25 protein-coding genes and 1 pseudogene are annotated in these 19,190 nt (G+C 42.2%); 10 read left to right on the plus strand and 16 right to left on the minus strand.

All coding sequences use genetic code 11. The features are described 5' to 3' along the window. Positions 1-33 precede the first annotated feature (33 nt). The 7 genes from IKB69_RS08850 to galE all read right to left on the minus strand — a co-directional run bounded on the left by IKB69_RS08850 (position 34) and on the right by galE (position 4,418). Positions 34-189: a hypothetical protein gene (locus IKB69_RS08850; RefSeq protein ID WP_290948460.1), complete on the minus strand. Its 156-nt coding sequence runs from the start codon at positions 187-189 to the stop codon at positions 34-36. A 220-nt stretch (positions 190-409) separates the two neighbouring features. Next, complete coding sequence (gene gdhA / locus IKB69_RS08855; protein WP_290948462.1) at positions 410-1,762, minus strand: NADP-specific glutamate dehydrogenase; 1,353 nt, start codon at positions 1,760-1,762, stop codon at positions 410-412. Positions 1,763-1,850: 88 nt separating this feature from the next. Further along, a complete protein-coding gene (locus IKB69_RS08860) occupies positions 1,851-2,297 on the minus strand; it encodes a YbgC/FadM family acyl-CoA thioesterase (protein ID WP_290948464.1) in 447 nt (148 codons plus the stop codon). An 11-nt stretch (positions 2,298-2,308) separates the two neighbouring features. Next, on the minus strand, positions 2,309-2,479 hold the full coding sequence (locus IKB69_RS08865) for a hypothetical protein (RefSeq protein WP_290948466.1): 171 nt from the start codon (positions 2,477-2,479) through the stop codon (positions 2,309-2,311). 12 nt (positions 2,480-2,491) lie between these two features. Beyond that, a complete protein-coding gene (locus IKB69_RS08870; protein ID WP_290948468.1) occupies positions 2,492-3,052 on the minus strand; it encodes a hypothetical protein in 561 nt (186 codons plus the stop codon). A gap of 69 nt (positions 3,053-3,121) precedes the next feature. Further along, positions 3,122-3,355 carry a hypothetical protein gene (locus IKB69_RS08875; protein WP_290948470.1) on the minus strand — a complete coding sequence of 78 codons (234 nt, stop codon included), beginning with the start codon at positions 3,353-3,355 and terminating at the stop codon, positions 3,122-3,124. A 28-nt stretch (positions 3,356-3,383) separates the two neighbouring features. After that, entirely contained in the window at positions 3,384-4,418 is a 1,035-nt protein-coding gene (gene galE / locus IKB69_RS08880) for a UDP-glucose 4-epimerase GalE (RefSeq protein ID WP_290948472.1), read from the minus strand. A gap of 90 nt (positions 4,419-4,508) precedes the next feature. On the opposite strand from galE, the gene IKB69_RS08885 reads away from it, so the two are divergent. Then, positions 4,509-4,979 carry an acyl-CoA thioesterase gene (locus IKB69_RS08885; protein ID WP_290948474.1) on the plus strand — a complete coding sequence of 157 codons (471 nt, stop codon included), beginning with the start codon at positions 4,509-4,511 and terminating at the stop codon, positions 4,977-4,979. A gap of 62 nt (positions 4,980-5,041) precedes the next feature. On the opposite strand, the gene IKB69_RS08890 is transcribed toward IKB69_RS08885, so the two are convergent. The 7 genes from IKB69_RS08890 to IKB69_RS08920 all read right to left on the minus strand — a co-directional run bounded on the left by IKB69_RS08890 (position 5,042) and on the right by IKB69_RS08920 (position 10,422). Next, positions 5,042-5,650, minus strand: a complete 609-nt coding sequence (locus IKB69_RS08890) for a M48 family metalloprotease (RefSeq protein ID WP_290948476.1) — start codon at positions 5,648-5,650, stop codon at positions 5,042-5,044. Further along, entirely contained in the window at positions 5,548-6,036 is a 489-nt protein-coding gene (locus IKB69_RS08895; RefSeq protein WP_290948478.1) for a hypothetical protein, read from the minus strand. Before IKB69_RS08895 ends, IKB69_RS08890 begins: the two co-directional genes overlap by 103 nt. Before the next feature lie 50 nt (positions 6,037-6,086). Beyond that, positions 6,087-6,272, minus strand: a complete 186-nt coding sequence (locus IKB69_RS08900; protein ID WP_290948480.1) for a hypothetical protein — start codon at positions 6,270-6,272, stop codon at positions 6,087-6,089. 246 nt (positions 6,273-6,518) lie between these two features. Next, positions 6,519-7,331: a bifunctional demethylmenaquinone methyltransferase/2-methoxy-6-polyprenyl-1,4-benzoquinol methylase UbiE gene (gene ubiE, locus IKB69_RS08905; RefSeq protein WP_290948483.1), complete on the minus strand. Its 813-nt coding sequence runs from the start codon at positions 7,329-7,331 to the stop codon at positions 6,519-6,521. After that, the gene (argH, locus tag IKB69_RS08910; RefSeq protein WP_290948485.1) at positions 7,324-8,781 is read right to left on the minus strand and encodes an argininosuccinate lyase; all 1,458 of its coding nucleotides are present in this window, start codon (positions 8,779-8,781) and stop codon (positions 7,324-7,326) included. Before argH ends, ubiE begins: the two co-directional genes overlap by 8 nt. A gap of 18 nt (positions 8,782-8,799) precedes the next feature. After that, positions 8,800-9,255, minus strand: a complete 456-nt coding sequence (gene hemJ / locus IKB69_RS08915) for a protoporphyrinogen oxidase HemJ (protein ID WP_290948487.1) — start codon at positions 9,253-9,255, stop codon at positions 8,800-8,802. Positions 9,256-9,312: 57 nt separating this feature from the next. Continuing rightward, positions 9,313-10,422 (minus strand): GDP-L-fucose synthase, encoded by a 1,110-nt coding sequence (locus IKB69_RS08920; RefSeq protein ID WP_290948489.1) that lies wholly within the window; start codon positions 10,420-10,422, stop codon positions 9,313-9,315. A gap of 121 nt (positions 10,423-10,543) precedes the next feature. Here IKB69_RS08920 and IKB69_RS08925 point away from each other — a divergent pair, with 121 nt between their 5' ends. The 9 genes from IKB69_RS08925 (at position 10,544) to IKB69_RS08965 (ending at position 18,619) form a co-directional block, all read left to right on the plus strand. Then, positions 10,544-11,827 carry a 3-isopropylmalate dehydratase large subunit gene (locus IKB69_RS08925; protein ID WP_290948491.1) on the plus strand — a complete coding sequence of 428 codons (1,284 nt, stop codon included), beginning with the start codon at positions 10,544-10,546 and terminating at the stop codon, positions 11,825-11,827. Further along, positions 11,827-13,248, plus strand: coding sequence for a M23 family metallopeptidase (locus IKB69_RS08930; protein WP_290948493.1), 1,422 nt, complete (start codon positions 11,827-11,829; stop codon positions 13,246-13,248). The genes IKB69_RS08925 and IKB69_RS08930 overlap by 1 nt, the downstream gene beginning before the upstream one ends. After that, positions 13,249-13,836: a septum site-determining protein MinC gene (locus tag IKB69_RS08935; protein ID WP_290948495.1), complete on the plus strand. Its 588-nt coding sequence runs from the start codon at positions 13,249-13,251 to the stop codon at positions 13,834-13,836. Next, positions 13,833-14,726: a UDP-3-O-acyl-N-acetylglucosamine deacetylase gene (lpxC, locus tag IKB69_RS08940; RefSeq protein WP_290948497.1), complete on the plus strand. Its 894-nt coding sequence runs from the start codon at positions 13,833-13,835 to the stop codon at positions 14,724-14,726. The genes IKB69_RS08935 and lpxC overlap by 4 nt, the downstream gene beginning before the upstream one ends. Next, a complete protein-coding gene (locus tag IKB69_RS08945) occupies positions 14,726-15,250 on the plus strand; it encodes a hypothetical protein (RefSeq protein ID WP_290948499.1) in 525 nt (174 codons plus the stop codon). The genes lpxC and IKB69_RS08945 overlap by 1 nt, the downstream gene beginning before the upstream one ends. Positions 15,251-15,337: 87 nt before the next feature. Further along, a complete protein-coding gene (locus tag IKB69_RS08950; protein WP_290948501.1) occupies positions 15,338-15,805 on the plus strand; it encodes a hypothetical protein in 468 nt (155 codons plus the stop codon). A gap of 39 nt (positions 15,806-15,844) precedes the next feature. Beyond that, entirely contained in the window at positions 15,845-16,297 is a 453-nt protein-coding gene (locus IKB69_RS08955) for a peroxiredoxin (RefSeq protein WP_290948503.1), read from the plus strand. 274 nt (positions 16,298-16,571) lie between these two features. Then, complete coding sequence (locus IKB69_RS08960) at positions 16,572-16,961, plus strand: DUF485 domain-containing protein (RefSeq protein ID WP_290948505.1); 390 nt, start codon at positions 16,572-16,574, stop codon at positions 16,959-16,961. Then, a complete protein-coding gene (locus IKB69_RS08965; RefSeq protein ID WP_290948507.1) occupies positions 16,958-18,619 on the plus strand; it encodes a cation acetate symporter in 1,662 nt (553 codons plus the stop codon). Before IKB69_RS08960 ends, IKB69_RS08965 begins: the two co-directional genes overlap by 4 nt. Positions 18,620-18,661: 42 nt before the next feature. Here the strand turns inward: IKB69_RS08965 and IKB69_RS08970 are convergent, their stop codons facing one another. Both IKB69_RS08970 and IKB69_RS08975 read right to left on the minus strand, forming a co-directional pair. Beyond that, positions 18,662-18,922 carry a hypothetical protein gene (locus tag IKB69_RS08970; protein WP_290948509.1) on the minus strand — a complete coding sequence of 87 codons (261 nt, stop codon included), beginning with the start codon at positions 18,920-18,922 and terminating at the stop codon, positions 18,662-18,664. A 127-nt stretch (positions 18,923-19,049) separates the two neighbouring features. Continuing rightward, a pseudogene (locus tag IKB69_RS08975) lies at positions 19,050-19,190 on the minus strand (helicase-related protein); the annotation flags it as partial.

Genomic DNA, 19,190 nt, shown 5'->3' on the forward strand with positions numbered 1-19,190 from the left:
CATTAAAGAGCTTTTGACAATCAAGTTATACCACTAGCCCATGCTATCTTGATTTGTCTCTAGCCGTGTTGTGTAAGGTGCGAAGCGGTTGCCATTAGCAAAAAATGTCATACATAAGATATGAGAATCTTGATATTTGGGATAAAGTTTAGTGTGGTAGGGTTTAGTCCCCTTTTGAGGGGTTTGCATATCTTTTGGTGCGATTTCATAAGCAATGTAGGTTATCTAGTAAGAGGGTTAGCTCTGCGAGTTTGTTTGTTACTCGTGTGCTGGATTTCTTCTAGGGCTTTTTGTCCTTTTGTGGGTTGTGGTATTTTTTGTGCGTAATATCGTAGCCTAATAGCACTCGTTCAAACAGCGCGCTGGCATTGCCTGTGCGCTGCGATAGAAAGTCTGCGCTTCATAGAATCTAAACGATTCCTTGATCAATCATCGCATCCGCTACCTTGCGGAAACCAGCGATGTTTGCACCCATAACAAGGTTGGTTGGGTCGCCAAACTCTTTTGCTGTCTGTGCGGCATTTTGGTAGATATTGCGCATAATTTCGTGCAAGCGTGTATCGACTACTTCAAAGCTCCACGGATTCATACTTGCATTTTGCGCCATTTCTAGTCCGCTCACTGCCACGCCACCAGCGTTTGCAGCCTTGCCAGGTCCATAGCAGATTTTAGCTTGTAAAAATAGCTCGATAGCCTCATTAGTTGAAGGCATATTTGCACCTTCACTTACACATTTGCAACCATTTTTTAGCAAGATTTGTGCATCTTTAGCACTTAGCTCATTTTGTGTAGCACTTGGGAATGCTGCAAAGCAGGGGATAGCCCACACACCATTGCAACCATTTTCATACGCGCTTATAGGCGTGTATTGCGCGCTTTTTTTGACCTTGACATAGGATTCTAGCGATTCTCTGCGCACTTCTTTGATCTCTTTAAGTAATGCTAGATCAATGCCGTCTTTATCATAGATCATACCCTTAGAATCACTCGCCGTTACAGGAAGCGCGCCGACTTGGTAGAGCTTTTCAATTGTGTAGATAGCGACATTACCTGCTCCAGAAATCGTACAAACTTTGCCTTCTAGGCTCTCGCCACGCTCTTTTAGCATCTCTTGAGCGAAATACACGCAACCATAGCCAGTAGCCTCAGGGCGCGCAAGCGAGCCGCCCCAATTAAGCCCCTTGCCAGTTAACACGCCATCAAAGCGATTCGTGAGCTTTTTATACTGCCCAAAGAGATAGCCAATTTCGCGCCCACCCACGCCAATATCACCAGCAGGCACATCTGTATGCGCACCGATGTGGCGATAGAGCTCATTCATAAAGCTTTGGCAAAAGCGCATTACTTCATTATCGCTTTTGCCTTTTGGGTCAAAGTCGCTTCCGCCTTTACCACCGCCCATAGCAAGTGTGGTAAGGGAGTTTTTCAAAATTTGCTCAAAGCCTAGAAATTTAATTACGCCAAGATTGACACTAGGGTGGAATCTAAGCCCGCCTTTATATGGACCAATAGCCGTGTTAAACTGCACACGATAGCCGTAATTCACGCAGATTTTCCCGCTATCATCGACCCAAGGAACACGAAAGATAATTTGTCTCTCTGGGACAACAATGCGCTCTAGAATCGCGTATTGCTCATATTTTTTCTCTTTATCAAACAAAGGAGCAAGTGAAACTAGCACTTCTTCCACAGCTTGCTGAAACTCGTTTTGTGATGGATTTTTCTCTTTTAGAGCCACGATAATTCGTGTAGAGTAAGACATTGAAAGCTCCTTGAAGTTAAAATTTAGAAGGCAACGCGTATTATGCTACTTCCTAGCTTTTATAACGCTAAAATCTATCAGGATATTCTTAAGAGTTAGGCAGTAGAGTGGTAAGTATATTAGCAAAGCTTTGTGGGATTTGTGCTGGTTGTTGCGTGGCGACATTGACATAGCCCATACGCACAAGCGCATCAAATATGCAGTGCTTTTCTTGTAACATATCTCGCGCGGGTTGCTGTGGAAGTGGGTTTATGGGCTGCTGGGTGGGAAGGATATAAATCCTTTGGCGTAGGAGAATCTGCACGCGCCCAAGCTTTTGAGCCTGTGTATGCACCCATAGCACATCTCCAAGCCTAGCAAAGCCCAAGAACTTCGCATCTATCGCGCTAACAACAAAGCCACAAGTATCCAATGACGGCAGAGTATTATGTGAGAAAAATAGCTCGCTACGTGCCCGCTCGCAGTATTTAATGTAATTTGTATGATAGACAATCCCCCCACAATCAGTGTCTTCATAATAGATGCGCACTTGCATAGAGTTAAAATCTACTTGAAGATACCATCTGCGCTAATGCAACGCGTATTACATCTGCTTTTATCGCACACACTTTTACACTCAGTAGCACTAAAGCTCCCTTGTGAGCGAGGCTTTTGCGCACAAGCACTAAGCCCAAGCCCCACACTTGCTAGAATAGTTAGTATAACAAGACTTTTCATCACCCTCTCGCCTTATTGCTGTGCAAGTGTCGCCTCTTGCTTGAATACTTTTTTGGCTTCACTGATAGCAACTTGCGCGGCTTGCTCAACAAGCATCGACTTGTCTTTATCATCGATTTGCACGCTCTCGCCAATATCAAGCACCTTTTTGCCGCTAGCTTCTATCTGTGCTGTGCCTTTAAAATTGTGGTTCTTATTTGAGCTAACAAGACTTATATTTATGCTTACGATTGCTGTTTTTGTTTCTTTAGCGACAAATTTTGTCGTGCTACGGGTTTGATCAAGCTTTGTTTCATAGCTTACATTAAGCGTGTATTGCTTATCAATCTTGTTGCAAATCTCATCAAGCTTTGGAAAAAGCGCGAGAGTGATTTGGCTCGCTGGTATGTTTAGTTCATTGACTTTGGGACTTTCAATCACCGATCCACTTAGTCTATCACATTGCAAAGTAGCTTCTTTAGTGGGTTTAGGGTTTGTATCTTTATCGGCAAAACATCCGCTAAGCAACATACCTAGCACACAAACACTACCAAGAGCGACCAAAGACTCCTTTGTCAAATACCTAAAACACATATAAACTCCTTTAAAGAAACTCATAACATTAAAATATTATACATTATAAAGCAAACACAAAGTCATATCTTAGGGCTTGCTACTTTGCATTTCATCACCATAAGCACGCTTGCACGCTTCATCATCGCCCATTAGGCATGCCTTTTGCAGCGCTTTAAAGGACTCCTTTCTCTCTGCGCGCTCTTGCTTAATCTCATTGAAGTGATGCGTATAGACAAAATAGAAGCACACGCACATAATCACCATAAACACCACATCACTAGGGCGGAATCTAAAACGCCTACAAAACCCACAAAGTGCCATTGTGCTCCTTTTAAGGTAGATTTTAGCTCTATGTTTTTAATGTTTGCTCAAACTCATACGCACTGCGCACAATCATCTCTAAATCATCGTATTTAGGCTGCCAGTTTGTCTGTTGCTTTAATTGTGCATTGCTGGCAATGAGTTTTGCAGGATCGCCTGCGCGCCTAGGGGCAATCTCTGTGGTAAAATCCACACCACTTATGTGTTTGACACACTCTATGACTTCTTTGACACTATATCCGCGATTATAGCCGACATTAAATGTACTGCTACTTCCACCTGTTTCCAAGAATCTCAGTGCGCTTAGATGCGCACTGGCTAAATCATCAACATGGATATAGTCGCGGATACAAGTGCCATCTGGCGTGGGGTAATCATCACCAAAGATACTCATACCAGATCTTTTCCCAGTGGCACACTCTAGGGCAACTTTGATTAAGTGTGTAGCGTTTTTACTGCGCTGTCCTAGGGCTTGGTTTTCTGCTAGTAGGCTTTGGGTATTGCTCATACTTGCACCAGCGACATTGAAGTAGCGTAAAACTACATAGCGCATAGGAGAGATTTTAGCAAGATCTTTTAGTATAAGCTCGACCATCATTTTTGAAGTGCCATAAGGATTGATAGGCGCAAGCCGTGTGTCTTCTTGCACGGGGATAAGGCTAGAATCTGGCTCGCCATACACTGCTGCTGTTGAAGAGAAGATGAAATACTGTACATTGTGTCGCACACACGCTTTAAAAAGTACAATAGCATTAGTGACATTGTTGTGGTAATATGCAAGTGGCTTTTCCACAGACTCCCCCACAATTAGGCTTGCTCCAAAGTGCAACACACCATCGATGCTACTACGGCTAAAGAGCTCTTCAAGTAAAGTGTAATTACCAAAGTCTGTTTGCACAAACTCCACCCTATCGGGATAGCGTGTTTGCAAAATAGAGACATTTTGCATAAAACCCGTACGCAAATCATCTAGGATAATGAGCCTAGAATCTGTCTGTTCTAACAATGTCATAGCTGTGTGCGAGCCGATATAGCCCGCTGCCCCTGTGCATAAAAGTGTCATTGGTCTACCTTGGAGTTAAAAAATCAAAGCTTGATTATAGCAAACTATGCTACAATCAAGCCTAACTCCAACTCACAAAGGCTATCTCAAATGGACAATCAACCACTATCAGATCCAAGCGATAATCGCTCTCTTACAATGAATATTTTAGTAACACCTTCAATGGCAAATTTTAGTGGGGTTATGCACGGCGGTGAGCTGCTTAAGATTCTTGATCAAGTCGCTTATGCGTGTGCGACTAGGTATTGCGGAATTGGTGTGATAACTTTAAGCGTAGATTCTGTGATGTTTCGCCAGCCAATTCCTATCGGTACTTTGCTTACATTTCTAGCTAGTGTGAATTACACTGGTAAGACAAGCTGTGAAGTGGGGATTAAGGTCATTAGTGAGAATATTAAAGATCGCTTTGCAACGCACTGCGTGAGTTGTTACTTCACAATGGTAGCTTTTAAAGATGGCAAATCTGTGCCAATCCCACAGCTGGAGCCAAGAAACCAAACAGAAAAAAGACGCTACGAAGCTGCGATTAAGCGCAGAGAGTTGCGCAGCGCGGGTAAATAGTCCTAGATCTTGACAAACTTTTGTTTTCTCCTAATTTCTAAGCTAGAATCTATGTGCGAGTATTATTGCAAGGCTCTATGGGCGATGGATTCTAGGGCTTTTATGCGTTTATTTATAGGCGGGTGCGTGGCAAGTGTCCCCTTAAACCCTTGTAAGAAAAACATATGTGCATAGGGCTTTGCTAGCTTGTTGTGCAAAAAGCCTTGCAACTCTTTTGGTGATCCTTCTTGTGCGATTGTTTGTAACGCGCGGAGAATTGCATTTGGGTTGTGCGTGTATTGCACGCTTGTGGCATCAGCTAGGGATTCTTTTTGTCTAGAGATAGCAGCTTGGATCAAGTTTGCACATAGCGCGCCAAGAGCACCTAGTGCGTAAAAGCTGAGTGCAAATATGGCAAATATTGCACTACTTTTTGTGTTATTTTTCCAACTAGATCTTGTGCGATTATCAATGGATTCTAGAATAATCTCGCCGATAAAACTGATGCTCATAAAGCCAAAAATCAGGCTAAATATCCGCAAATTTAGCGCGACATCTTGGTGGAATGCGTGGGAAAACTCGTGCCCTACTACGCCAGAGAGTTCTTCGCGCGAAAGCTTATCAAGCGCACCTTGTGTGAAAAATAGTGCGAATCGCTCATTGCTCTTGCCAAATCGCTCGCCACTGCACATTGCATCGATCCCTTGCTCTTTTCTCTCATAACAAACACGCGTGGCATAGGCATAGCACTAGCGATCGCGATTTCTTCTATGACATTAAGGAGTTGTGTGTATTTGTGGTGATTTTTGTATTTTTCAGGAGTGATTTCTATGGCTTTTAGGGTTTTGGCAAGCCTATCAATACTATGGCGACTAAGGAGTAAGGATTTCGCTACAAAGCTCCCAAAAATGACAAGCAATACCCCTGCGCTTAAGCCTAAACTATATAAAAACCAGCTTGCTTGCTCATCTATAACAAGGGAATATCTTTCATACTTATCAAAAATAGCTGGCACAGCGAGCCACAATATCAGCTCAAACACACAAAAAAACAGCACAAACACTACGATAAATAGCATATTAAGCCATAGGACTTTTCCTAATGCTAAATCTTTATGTGCGTTAGCTCCTAGTTCTTTGGGCTTTCTTTTAGATACAAGCGCGTGGCGAAAAACAGCAAGCAAGCGCAGAGCAAAACCACGCAAAGCAACCCGCCATACACCGATGGACCACCCCGTATAAGTAGCCGTAACCAAAAGCTACGGAACATACCCTCTTGTATTAATGACTCAATACCCATTATTGAAGTTATCAAAAATACTCCTTCAAGCTCTTTATACTCAGCTATTATTGGAACAATCTGCGCTATAACGGACTATAAGGCTTGTTGTCGCAAGGATGGTTAAAGCAAAGAGAAACAATTGCCTAGGTAGGCTTGGGTTAGGATATTTCTTGAGATTTGCAACAAGCATTGTGTATAAGCTAAGTGACAGAAACAACGCTGGGATAAATACCCAAGGGATATAATCCGTCAAAAGCGTATGTATGACTTGTATAGATTCTACCTTTTATCCGCTTTATCACAAGGTTTTTGTCCTAGCACTAGATGAGAAATTCCCACAGAGTAGGAGCTGATCTCTAAAGGCTGTATGCCCACTTTTTCTAAGGCGAGAGCTAGCTCATTGGGAGTGATAAACTCCTCCATAGAATCTGGGAGATATTTATAGGCGGCATAATTGCGTGAGATGAGATAGCCAATACAAGGTAGAATATGCTTGGTGTAGATTCCAATAATGCGATCAAGCAAGCTTGGGCTAGACTTTTTGAAAAAATCTAGCACCACCACTATGCCCTCGGGCTTTAGTACGCGCGCAAATTCGTGCAATGCCTGCTCATATTCTAAGACATTGCGCAAGCCATAAGAGATAGAGAGTATATCAACACTTTGGGATTCTAGCGTGCTTAGGTCTTTTGCTTCTCCTAAGTGCAGGCTTATCTTAGAATCTGTTTTTGCAGAACTTTCATCAATAGCTTGCAGCTTATTTTGTGCAATTTTTAGCATTTCTTGCGATGGGTCTATACCGATAATCTCACGCACCACGATATTAGATTCTAGTGCATAGCTATGCCAATGCTTTATCATATCTCCACTACCACACGCCACATCGACAATCCGCCCTATATCCCTAGTATTGCGTGCTTTGTAAGCTTTTTTGACTGCATCTTTACGCCAAGAAACATCAATGCCCAGACTTAGGATTCTATTAGTCTTATCATAGTCTTTAGCGATTTTATCAAACATCGCAATAATAGTTTCTTGGGCTTTTTGCTTGGTGTGTTTATCCTTTGTTTGTGTATCTTGGCTTTTATTCATTCTCAACCTTTGCTTCAATCTTTAGCTTTGGAAGCGCTTTGCGCATTTTTTTTACCCATGCATTTAGGTTGGTGATTTGTGCATTTGTGGGCTTAGAAGCAGTGCCACCAAGGCTTGTACGCGCCTGCATAGAAGCAAATAATGTAAGTTTTTTGTCAATCGTGTTTCTTGCAAAAGTAGATTCTAGCCTAGGAGCAAGCTTTGTAAGCTCTTTTGTAAGCTCACTCCCGCTAAGCTCACTTAAATCACAGCCCTTAGATTCTGCATAGGCAACTATGCGCCCAGTGATATGGTGCGCTTCTCTAAAGGGCACGCCACATTCACGCGCTAAAAAGTCCGCTAAGTCTGTCGCGCTTAGGTGTCCGTCCTTGCATGCTTCAAGCATAGCCTTTTTATCAAAGCTTGCGCTCTCGCACACCGCTTGTAAAATTTCTAGGCTAATAAGTGTGTTCTCCACGCTATCAAATATCGCTTCTTTATCTTCTTGTGTGTCTTTGTTGTAGGCTAGGGGGAGGGATTTCATCACCACAAGTAGGCGTATTAGATTCCCATACAATCGCCCGCTTTTTCCGCGCAAGAGCTCTGGTACATCGGGGTTTTTCTTTTGTGGCATTATGGAGCTACCAGTGCTATATGCATCGCTTAAGTGCATAAAGCCAAACTCTGCGCTACTCCATAACACAAGCTCTTCTGCTATGCGCGAAATGTGCATACCAAGCATAGCAAGCGCATAGAGCAAATCCAGCGCGAAATCCCTATCGCTCACAGAGTCCATCGCATTGCGTGTGGGTGCAGCAAACCCCAGCTGCTTGCTCACCCACTCTCTATCGTTATTGTAGGGCGTGCCAGCAAGCGCGCCAGAGCCTAGAGGCATAAGATTATTGCGCTTATGTAAGGATTCTAGTCGCTCTACATCGCGCCTAAGGCTCTCGCACCATGCCACTAGGTGGAATCCTAAGTTGATAGGCTGGGCATGCTGCAAATGTGTCATACCCGGCATTAGTGTGCGCGTGTGCTTGCGCGCTATGGCAAGAAGTGCTTGGATAAGTGTTAGAAGCTTGTGAGCAATTAAGACTGCGTGATCTAGTACATACATTCTACAATCAAGTGCTACTTGATCATTGCGTGATCTGGCGGTGTGAAGCTTTTTCCCCACATCGCCTATATGCTCTATCAAGGCAGATTCTATCGCCATATGTATATCTTCTTGCTCTATGGAGAATCTAAAGCTCCCTTGCTCAATCTCGCTAGCGATTTTCTCTAGTCCAGATTCTATGCACGCCACTTCGCTAGAATCCAAAACTCCTATGCGTCCAAGCATTCTAGCGTGGGTTTTAGAGCCTAGAATATCATACCGCCACAACTTTTGATCAAATGTAATAGAGGCATTAAATAGGTCTAATAGTGCGCTAGATTCTAGCTCAAACCGCCCTCCCCATAGCTTTGCCATAATTACTCCTTGAGAAGTCTAAAATTTTAGTACCGCGCACAGCACGATACCTATCATTAGTAGTGTTGGGATTTCATTAAACACACGGAAAAATCGCGGGCTAAGCGTGCAGGACTCTCTTTGCATTTTGCTTGCAAATATACCACAAGCGATATGAAAGATAAACATTAGCATCACAAGTGTGAGCTTGATATGTATCCACATCCCACTTTTAAACACTGCCAAATTTGCTATTATAAGCATAATGCCTGTAATCACACTAGCGAGCATTGCAGGGCGCATAATGTAGGCAAAAAGGCGGTATTCTTGTAGCTTGACTACTTGCACAAACTCTTTAGATGTTCTGTTTTCACTATGATAAACAAAAAGTCTAGGGAGATACAATAGTCCAGCCATCCATGCGATGATGCTTATAATATGCACTGCCTTTAGCCACTGGTAATATTCCATAAATATGCTAGAGAGATATGCCATTTTTTATCCTTTATCAAAATGTGGGTGTAATTGTTGTTTAAGTCGTCTTAAAATGTATTAAACTTGCGTATTATAATGCTCATATACGCGCCTTATGCCTTCTTCTAGTGTAACAAGTGGCTTCCACCCAAGTCTGTTAATCTTGCTAGAATCCATAAGTTTTCTTGGCGTGCCATCAGGCTTTGTGGTATCAAACACAAGCCTACCTTCAAAGCCAATAATCTCGCGCATAGATTCTGCTAGCTCTTGTATGCTCACATCGCTTCCATAGCCGATATTGATGTGAGTATTGCGCACTTGAGTTTCTTTTGGGTGAGTATTTTGCGTGGGCAAAGTAGATTCTAAGCTAGAATCTACCAGATGTGTGAAATCAATATTTTGTAGCACAAACACACACGCCTTAGCCATATCTAACGCATATAGAAACTCTCTCCTAACCTGCCCGCTTCCCCACACTTGCACGCTTTCTTTGCTAATGCCATAATGCGCTAGTAGCTCCGCTGGACTAAGGGCTTGCAATGCGTGATTTTTGGGCTTGCGCCTTGCAATATCTGCTACCACAGCGTCCATATCTCCAGTGCGTAGGAGTTTAGCTAGGTGCATTTTGCGCAAAAGGGCTGGGAATACATGGGAAGTCTCTAGGTCAAAATTATCTTGCTCTCCATAGAGATTGGTGGGCATTACGCTTACAAAATTGCAGCCATACTGCAGGCTAAAGCTTTCGCATAGTTTAATTCCAGCGATTTTAGCGATTGCATAGGGTTCGTTAGTGTATTCAAGCTCACTGGTTAAAAGTGCGGACTCTGTGATTGGCTGTGGGGCAAACTTTGGGTAGATACACGAGCTACCTAGGAATAGGAGCTTTTTGACCCCATATTTGTAGGCATTGTAAATCACGGCGTTTTGGATTGCTAGGTTCTCATACAAAAAGTCTGCTCGGTAAGTGTTGTTCGCATAGATTCCACCGACTTTGGCTGCAGCTAGCACTACATACTCGGGGCGCATTGTGGCAAAAAACTCCTCCACTGCCATCATATCGCGCAAGTCTAACTCATCTCTAGTGCGCATTAAAATCTGCGTGTATCCTTGTGCTTGTAGCTCACACATAATTGCGCTTCCCACAAGCCCCCTATGCCCCGCGACAAAAATCCTAGAATCCAGCTGCATACGCGCTCCTAAAAAATTCTCATTATAACGAAATTTCCAAAAACACGCGGAAATGTCGGCAAAGTAATGTATAATACGCGCTTTATCTTGCGCATATTGCTGTGTGGTGTAGGGAGTATTTATGGGGCAGACATTAGTAGAAAAAATCTTTTCAGAGCATTGTGGCAGAGAAGTAAATGCGGGGCAAATTGTAGAATCTCCCATTGATATGGTCATTGGCAATGATATCACCACGCCACTTTCTATCAAGGCATTTGAGAGAAGTGGGGCAAGCAAGCTTGCAAAAGTGGATAATTTTTGCATTGTTATGGATCATTTTATCCCGGCTAAGGATATTGCTTCGGCTAATCAGGCACGCATTAGCCGAGACTTTGCCAAAAAGCACAAGCTTAAGTATTTTTTTGATGAGCGAGATATGGGGATTGAGCACGCGCTTTTACCAGAAAAGGGTTTAGTGTTAAGTGGTGATGTGATTATCGGGGCAGATTCTCATACCTGCACACACGGTGCATTAGGGGCATTTAGCACGGGTATGGGTAGTACAGATTTAGCCTATGCGATGATTACGGGTAAAAATTGGTTTAAGGTCCCAGAATCTATACAGGTTGTTTTTGAAGGTGCGTTACCTAAAGGTGTGTATGGGAAAGATTTGATTTTAGAAGTGATACGGCAAATCGGCGTTGATGGTGCACTGTATAAAAGTCTAGAATTTTGCGGTAGCGCGATAGAATCTATCGGTATGGATGATCGCTTTTCGCTCTGTAATATGGCGATAGAAGCGGGCGCGAAAAATGGCATTATCGCTCCAGATTCTATCACCAAAGCCTATCTTGCAGAAGTAGAGATGGCAAATGGTACTTTGCGAGCAGAGGCGCGCTACTATCAAAGTGACTCAAATGCGCAGTACGCAAAACGCCTACATATTGATGTATCAGCCCTAGAGCCGCTTGTCGCCTACCCATTTCTCCCGAGTAATGGCAAGCCTATTTCCCATGCAAGCAGCGAGCATTTGCACATTGATCAGGCGTTTATTGGTAGCTGCACTAATGGTCGCCTAGGTGATCTTAAAATCGCCTCCCAGATTCTAAAGGGCAAGAAGATCCACCCAGATGTGCGGCTTATCATCACGCCCGGCACACAGAAAATCTACCGCCAAGCCCAAGAGCTAGGCTATATTGATACGCTACTAGATTCTGGTGCGCTTATCTCTAATCCCACTTGTGGCGCGTGTCTTGGCGGATATATGGGGATTTTGGGGGATAATGAGCGATGCATCTCCACAACTAATCGTAACTTCATTGGGCGTATGGGCTCTAGAACTTCGCAAGTGTATTTAGCAAATGCCGCTGTGGTGGCGTATTCTGCCATCGTGGGTGAAATCGCTGATCCTAGAGAGGTGATTTGATGGGCGGACTTTTGCGGATTCTAGTTGTCATAACCCTTGGGCTTTTTGGGTATTTTCTCTATACGCTTGATTGGTTTAAAAGCACGCCTATTGCTGTGCAGACATTTTTGCATTTAAGTCCCACGGAGCAAATTCCTATCGATGATACATCTGCGTGGAATCCAGAGCGCAGGATCTCTCTTGAAGTAGAGAGTGAGAGCAAGATCAAATCCTATAAAATTAGGGCGACCACAGGTGATGGGCTTGTGGTGCTAGAGCACGAAGAGGTTGTTACAAACCACCCACAAAAACTTAGGATTTGGCTACCAAAGCCAGAAATAGAGCTACCAGATAGCACAAAGCTACGCTATGAAGTCGCTATCACAGATTGGAGTAATGCAAATTTTTTTAGCGGTGAGACATTGGTTAAGCACTTAGACTTTACGATCAATACAAAGCAACCTGTGATTACGATTCTAGCACACTCACCAAGGATTAGTTATGGTGGGAGCGCGCTTGTGGTGTTTCATGTTGAAAGCGTGGATATTAAGGACATTACAATCACTAATGGCAAGGATACTTTCACGCCTTTTCCATTTGTTACACAGGGCTATTATGCTGTTATTCTCGCTTGGCCACTAACCAATCAAAATTTTAGCGGTAGAATCCAAGTTTCTGACACAGCTTTAAATGCTAAGAGCATCACAATCCCATTCATCAAGGACACTTCTCCGCGCTACCAATCATCTACGCTTAAATTGCAGGAGCAATTTTTACGCGAGAAGATGGATAGTCTAATTAGCGAGATAAAAGCGATCCGCTATGAGCCTAGGCTCGATGAGTTAAATGATGATTTTGAAAAGTTTGTTTATATCAATGAGCAAGTGCGTTTGAAAGATGAGAAAATCATCTCTCAAAGTGCGATCAAAGCCTGTTTGCACGATGCAAAATCTACAAGTTTTCCTGTTGAGTGGAGTCCATTTGTCCCCATTAAAGGATATAGCGTTGTGGGTCGCTTTGGTGATAAGCGCACTTATATCAATGCGCAGGATAAAACAAGTCAATCACTCCATCTAGGACTTGATGTGGCAAGCGTGAAAAACGACAAAATTATAATTGCCAATGAGGGGCGTGTAATTTTGGAGCAAAAGCTTGGTGTCTATGGCAATACGATTATGATCAACCACGGATTTGGCGTAGCGAGCTTGTATGCGCATTTGCAGGACTTTTTTGTGAGTAATGAGCAAGAAGTGTTTGCTGGGGATATAGCTGGGCTTACAGGTGAGAGTGGTTGGGCGTTTGGCGATCACTTGCACTTTGGTATGCTAGTGCAAGGACTTAATGTGCGTAATGTGGAGTGGCTAGATTCTAGGTGGATCAAGTATAATATTACAGATATTTTAGCGCAAGCCAAATCGCTTATTAATGTAAAATCTAATTAGATGAAAACACGACAACATCGCGCACAAATCTTAAGTTTTGAGAGTGGAGATAGCAAAGAGTGGCGTAGCTTTGTTGAGAAAAACGCTATTTTACTACGGAGCTTTCTCTTGCACTTTCCTACACCTATTGATGCAGACCTGCAAGAGTTATGCCACTCTTTTGGACTTTTATATGCTACTGGCACTTTGCCTAGCAGGCCCAATATAGAATCTATGCAAGCTCTAGATTCTATATTGGGCAAGCAGGAGAGACGAACTTCTCAGACAAGTAGCAAGCAAGCTTGCACACTTATCCATAAGGTGCGTAGCGGGGAGGAAATCACACTAGAAGATCACGCTGTGATTTTAGGTGATATAGCGCACGGAGCGCGTATTTATGCTAGACATAGTCTTGTTGTCTTTGGGGATTGTGCTGGGGTGCTATGTGTAGATGGGGAGTTTTTCATCTTGCGTAATCTCACTTCTGGGCATATCGTCTTTTGCAATGTTATCTTACCAGAGCCTATTGTCGCTAAAATCAATGCCAACAATCATTTAAAAATCATTATCAAAAATAGCGATACAATAGCGGTAAAGGAGATTCTATGAAACAAAGAACAATTAAACAAAGAGTTGAACTAACGGGCATAGGTTTGCACAAGGGTGTGCCCGTTACACTTGTTTTAGAGCCTTTAGAGGCTAATAGTGGGATTGTATTTTACCGCAGTGATTTGGGGGTGAGTATTCCGCTTGTCCCAGAATCTATCATTGACACCACAATGGCAACAGTCATTGGGAAAGATGGGGCGAAGGTCTCTACTATTGAGCATTTGATGTCTGCAGTCTATGCCTATGGGATTGATAATCTAAAAATTAGTATAAACAACGAAGAAATCCCCATAATGGATGGTAGCTCCATAGCGCACTGCTTGCTACTTGATGAGGCAGGCATTGTGGAGTTTGATACGCCACGTAAGCTTATTGAGATAAAAAAGCCTATAGAAGTGCGTGATGGTGATAAGTTTGTGCGCTTAGAGCCAAGCCAAAAGACGATCTTTGACTTCTCCATAGATTTTGCACACCCTGCCATCAAAGAGCAGCATTATACATTTACCTTTTCTAAGACTGCCTATATCGATGAAATTGCCAAATCTAGGACATTTGGATTTTTGCAAGAAGTGAATTACTTGCGCTCCATTGGGCTAGCTAAAGGTGGGAATCTTAATAATTGTATCGTGCTTGATGAATCAGGCATTATGAATAAAGAGGGCTTGCGCTATCCAGAGGAGTTTGTGCGACATAAGATTCTAGATGCGATTGGCGATATGGCGATTTTAGGCATACCTTTGTTGGGGAGCTATATCTCCTTTGCCGGGAGCCATAAGCTTAACTCCTTACTCACACAAAAGCTTTTGCACGAAGAGGGGGTATATGAGATTGTTACAGCTCGCGAGAGTCAAAAGGTGCTAGAGTTTGAAAAAGCTGTGGCAATTAGTTAATGCGCACCTGCAATCTCCTAGTCGTATGTATCAACTCTCCTCTGTATTACGCGCTTTATGATGATGATAAACTGCTAGAGTCTTTTAGCATTGATGATAAGCCTTCTCGTGCATTAGCACTAATGTATCAATACCTACTAGAATCTAGTGTGCGTGTGCAAGCAATCTACTATGTGAGCGGTCCGGGAAATTTGAGCGCACTTAAGCTTGTGCATATTTTTTTACAAAGTTGGGCGATTGTGGGCGCGATCCCACTTTATGCTACAGATAGCTTTTCGCTTTGTTTAGATTCCCATATCCCAGCTTTTGGGAAGAAGTATTTCACATTGCGAAACTGCGACCAAATTCCCTATGAGAAAGCTCCAAATACCCTTGCTAGCAATCTAGCAAGTGCGAAAGCACATATCACACACACTTTATGTGAGAATCCACCGCCACGTTCGGCATTCCACGCTCCTAATATATTGCCAAAAGAGCGATTCTGCCTGCCTTGTGAGCCGCTTTATATTTTGCCTCCTGTGTAATTTGTATAGGTTAGCGAAGCGAAGTGCTTTAGTTTGGATTGATTTTTGCTTAGGGGTTATGCATTATAGGCTGTTGGGAGTTAAAGCGTGCGTATTGATTATGGACTTTCTGCTACTTCTTTGTCATCTCTTTTGCACGCCACAAGAGATTTAGACAACACTTCCAGTGAAAAAGACAGTACGCGAGATATACAAACCAAAGCCTCTGTAAAAGCTACACAAAACCTTAAAGACTCAAGTAAAGCACTAGAATCTACCCAGCAACATACGCCCCGCGCTAGAGAGACATTTGGACTAGAGATTTTGGAAAAAATGAGTGATAAAGAGTATCAAGTATTTTTGCGTGCAAGTGATGGTATGAGTGAGGTGGAGAAGATGGCAGCTGCTCAGGCATTGTATGTTTTCACAGAATCTTATGCGCAAGATTCCAGCACACAAAATCCAAAGCCACACTCGAGCCCACGGAAAAATCCCTATTTCAACGCTAGAGATCAGTTTATCACGCGCTATATTGCCCTCTATAATGGTGCGCAAGAAGTTGATGTTTTAAGCTAAGATTTATTACAATTTCTCACTCAACAACAAGGATCTCCAATGCAGCTTCAAGCAAATGATATAGCTCCAGATTTTTGTCTCCCTAATGCCCAAGGTGTGGAGATTTCTCTTAAAGATTTTCCGCAAAAGACTATTATCCTTTACTTCTATCCTAAAGACAACACGCCCGGTTGCACGATAGAGGCGCAAGATTTTAGCCAACTGTTGCCACAATTTTTTGCTAAAAATGCGCTTGTGATAGGCATTAGTCCAGATTCCCCTAAGTGCCATCAAGGTTTCATCACTAAGCAGAATCTAAAGCATATCCTCCTAAGTGACAAGGATAAGGTAATAGCGAGTGCTTATGGCGCTTATGGAAAAAAAATGATGTATGGCAGGGAAGTGATGGGGATTATCCGCTCAACCTTTATTATTCAAAATGGCAAGATTTTGCACGCACTCTATAATGTCAAGGCTAAAGGGCACGCGCAAGCTGTGCTAGATATGCTTTAAAAGATTCTCTACGGAGCTTAAAAGCCTACACCCTAGCTGGAATTAAACTAGCGATTATTTATCTAATTTGCTTGTCATGCAAATTAGCATAGATACTCTATAAGCGACAATTCTACACATTTATTTTTATAATTGTTACTATTTTACCATTTTTATAATTATTTTTCCTGCATAGCAGTTTATTAAAAAATATTTGTTGTAGTATAGAATTATATGTTACTTTTTAGTATTATTATGGATAGTAACAGGAAAATTTTACACAAAGGAGAGTGTGATGAAGCTTACAGAAAATCAGCAAAAAGCCTTATCGAATTTTAGGCAGTTTGTCAGCTTTAGGAACAAAATTTCACTAGTTCTTTCACTTGTGGTTTTGGTGTGTTACTACATTTTTGTACTTAGTGTGGGGCTGTTCCCAGAAGTGCTGGGCTATCGTTTGGGACCTAGCTCGGTTACGCTTGGGATTCTCATAGGGATTTTTTTGATTGTGCTTTCCATTGTGACTACAGGACTTTATACTTTTTTGGCAAATTCTTATTTTGACAAAGACCAAGATGAGATTCTGCGCGAATTAGAAGAAAACGATGTGATAAAGCCACTTCAAAACGGCGAGATTGACTATAAAAATTTTGCAGAATCTAGTAAAGCAAAAGGAGATGTGGAATGAAAAATATGAAATTTCTAGCCATAGGATTAAGTTTGACTCTATGTAGTAGCCTAGCATTTGGTGCAGCCTTTGATACTGGTGGCGCAAAGGCAGATGTAAATCCTGTCGCTATCGGTATGTTTCTAGCCTTTGTATTAGCAACATTATTTATTACTTATTTGTCTAATAAAAAAAGTCAATCAGCAAGCGGATTTTATACTGCGGGTGGGAATGTTACGGGTGTGCAAAATGGTATTGCCATTGCTGGGGATTATATGAGTGCGGCGAGTTTTTTAGGTATTACGGCTTTGGTTTTTACAAATGGATTTGATGGGCTTATTTACTCTATTGGCTTTTTGGTAGGGTGGCCTATTATCCTTTTTTTAATTGCTGAAAAGTTCCGCAATCTTGGAAAATTTACTTTTGCTGATATAACCGCCTATCGTCTTCAGGCAAAGCCAATCCGCGTTATTTCTGCCATTTCAGCATTAAGTGTGATTGTATTTTATCTTATTGCGCAAATGGTTGGAGCAGGGCAGCTTATACAGGTGCTTTTTGGGTTACCCTATGGTGTGGCTGTTATTCTTGTGGGACTCTTGATGATTTGTTATGTTGTCTTTGGTGGAATGCACGCTACAACTTGGGTGCAAATCATTAAGGCGATTTTGCTTTTAGCAGGCGCGAGTTTTATGGCTATTATGGTGCTATATTTGACAAAGTTTGATCTTGCTTATTATTTTTCTCAAGCTATTTCTCATCACCCAAAAGGTGAAGCGATTATGTCGCCGGGTGCATTTTTGCCAGATACGATTTCTGCTCTTTCGCTCGGACTTGCTTTGATGTTTGGGACAGCAGGATTGCCACATATTTTAATGCGTTTTTTCACGGTAAAAGATGCCAAGGAAGCAAGAAAATCTGTGTTTTATGCTACAGGGCTTATTGGATATTTTTATATCCTTACTTTTATCATAGGCTTTGGGGCTATCGCTCTTTTGTATGGGAATCCTGAATTTATAAATCCCGATGGCTCATATAGTGGTGTGGCAAATATGGTGGCAATTAGCCTAGCAGAAGTGCTAGGGGGTGATGTCTTTTTAGGTTTTATCTCTGCTGTGGCGTTTGCTACGATTTTAGCTGTTGTCTCTGGACTTGCAATTTCTGGTGCTGGGGCTATTAGCCACGACTTGTTTGTAAATGTCTGTAAAGATGGCAAATGTGACCCTAAGCTTGAAATGAGAGTAACTAAGGGTGCGACTATATTCTTGGGGATTTTGGCTATCGCGCTAGGATTCTTATTTGAAAAGCAAAATATCGCCTTTATGGTGGGGCTAGCGTTTGCGATTGCGGCAAGTGTGAATTTCCCTATTTTACTTCTTTCAATCTATTGGAAAAATCTTACAACTAAAGGTGCATTCTGGGGTGGGCTTATAGGGCTTGTTGTAGTGCTAACACTCGTGGTGTTAAGTCCAAGTATTTGGGTGAAAAGTTTTGGCTTTGAATCTGCAATTTTCCCCTATGATCATCCGGCAATTTTTACAATACCTTTGACATTTCTAGCGATTTTTATTATCTCGAAGTTTGATAGCTCTAAACGCGCAGAGATTGATAAAAGTGGCTTTGAAGCTCAAGACTTCCGTGCCCAGAGTGGTATTGGTGTGAGTGAAGCAGTAGCCCACTAACTTTTACAATACAATCCACATAAAAGTGGATTGTAAATGTTTTTAGAAATTTCTCTTATTTTCTGTCTTGTCAAGCTTGGCATTGAGATCAACGAGCTGTTGGCGAATATCAATGAAGACAAAAAGCAGATAAAATGCTAAGGTGACTAACAAGAATCCAGCAACAATAATCCCCAAACCACCAAGCACACCAAACCCACCGCTAAACATCGTGACTATGCCAGCAGTTACAACAGCAATAAGGCTTAGCACATACCATAGTTTGGCAACAAAATTTCCCACAGATATGGCAAATCGAAACATTTTTTCTCCTTGAAATGTAATTTGTCTTTGCTATACAAGACATTTAAGATTTATAGACAAATGCGAGTATAAGTTCAATAAAATAAAGGTTCTTTTGATTTGTATCATTTTGCTACAAGACTGCAGTAATAAGGCTTGTTTCACTACGTAAGAATCCTTCTTTATCCGCATCCATTATGGCTATTAGGCTAACTTCTGGTAAATCCAGCCCCTCGCGCAAAAGATTTATTCCAATAAGCACATCAAAATCCCCTAGTCGCAGTGAGCG

It is taken from the genome of Helicobacter sp. (assembly GCF_017502485.1).
Lineage (GTDB): Bacteria > Campylobacterota > Campylobacteria > Campylobacterales > Helicobacteraceae > Helicobacter_B.

What these genes read in the sequence shown, in the direction of transcription:
- IKB69_RS08965 (WP_290948507.1), top strand. Translation starts at nt 16,958, where the DNA reads ATGAAAAATATGAAATTTCTAGCCATAGGATTAAGTTTGACTCTATGT.
- IKB69_RS08955 (WP_290948503.1), top strand. Translation starts at nt 15,845, where the DNA reads ATGCAGCTTCAAGCAAATGATATAGCTCCAGATTTTTGTCTCCCTAAT.
- argH (WP_290948485.1), bottom strand. Translation starts at nt 8,781, where the DNA reads ATGGCAAAGCTATGGGGAGGGCGGTTTGAGCTAGAATCTAGCGCACTA.
- IKB69_RS08925 (WP_290948491.1), top strand. Translation starts at nt 10,544, where the DNA reads ATGGGGCAGACATTAGTAGAAAAAATCTTTTCAGAGCATTGTGGCAGA.
- IKB69_RS08935 (WP_290948495.1), top strand. Translation starts at nt 13,249, where the DNA reads ATGAAAACACGACAACATCGCGCACAAATCTTAAGTTTTGAGAGTGGA.
- IKB69_RS08875 (WP_290948470.1), bottom strand. Translation starts at nt 3,355, where the DNA reads ATGGCACTTTGTGGGTTTTGTAGGCGTTTTAGATTCCGCCCTAGTGAT.
- IKB69_RS08870 (WP_290948468.1), bottom strand. Translation starts at nt 3,052, where the DNA reads ATGTGTTTTAGGTATTTGACAAAGGAGTCTTTGGTCGCTCTTGGTAGT.
- galE (WP_290948472.1), bottom strand. Translation starts at nt 4,418, where the DNA reads ATGACACTTTTATGCACAGGGGCAGCGGGCTATATCGGCTCGCACACA.
- IKB69_RS08885 (WP_290948474.1), top strand. Translation starts at nt 4,509, where the DNA reads ATGGACAATCAACCACTATCAGATCCAAGCGATAATCGCTCTCTTACA.
- IKB69_RS08970 (WP_290948509.1), bottom strand. Translation starts at nt 18,922, where the DNA reads ATGTTTCGATTTGCCATATCTGTGGGAAATTTTGTTGCCAAACTATGG.
- IKB69_RS08960 (WP_290948505.1), top strand. Translation starts at nt 16,572, where the DNA reads ATGAAGCTTACAGAAAATCAGCAAAAAGCCTTATCGAATTTTAGGCAG.
- IKB69_RS08920 (WP_290948489.1), bottom strand. Translation starts at nt 10,422, where the DNA reads ATGCAGCTGGATTCTAGGATTTTTGTCGCGGGGCATAGGGGGCTTGTG.
- lpxC (WP_290948497.1), top strand. Translation starts at nt 13,833, where the DNA reads ATGAAACAAAGAACAATTAAACAAAGAGTTGAACTAACGGGCATAGGT.
- gdhA (WP_290948462.1), bottom strand. Translation starts at nt 1,762, where the DNA reads ATGTCTTACTCTACACGAATTATCGTGGCTCTAAAAGAGAAAAATCCA.
- IKB69_RS08865 (WP_290948466.1), bottom strand. Translation starts at nt 2,479, where the DNA reads ATGAAAAGTCTTGTTATACTAACTATTCTAGCAAGTGTGGGGCTTGGG.
- IKB69_RS08850 (WP_290948460.1), bottom strand. Translation starts at nt 189, where the DNA reads ATGCAAACCCCTCAAAAGGGGACTAAACCCTACCACACTAAACTTTAT.
- IKB69_RS08945 (WP_290948499.1), top strand. Translation starts at nt 14,726, where the DNA reads ATGCGCACCTGCAATCTCCTAGTCGTATGTATCAACTCTCCTCTGTAT.
- ubiE (WP_290948483.1), bottom strand. Translation starts at nt 7,331, where the DNA reads ATGAATAAAAGCCAAGATACACAAACAAAGGATAAACACACCAAGCAA.
- IKB69_RS08890 (WP_290948476.1), bottom strand. Translation starts at nt 5,650, where the DNA reads ATGTGCAGTGGCGAGCGATTTGGCAAGAGCAATGAGCGATTCGCACTA.
- IKB69_RS08930 (WP_290948493.1), top strand. Translation starts at nt 11,827, where the DNA reads ATGGGCGGACTTTTGCGGATTCTAGTTGTCATAACCCTTGGGCTTTTT.
- IKB69_RS08895 (WP_290948478.1), bottom strand. Translation starts at nt 6,036, where the DNA reads ATGCTATTTATCGTAGTGTTTGTGCTGTTTTTTTGTGTGTTTGAGCTG.
- hemJ (WP_290948487.1), bottom strand. Translation starts at nt 9,255, where the DNA reads ATGGCATATCTCTCTAGCATATTTATGGAATATTACCAGTGGCTAAAG.
- IKB69_RS08860 (WP_290948464.1), bottom strand. Translation starts at nt 2,297, where the DNA reads ATGCAAGTGCGCATCTATTATGAAGACACTGATTGTGGGGGGATTGTC.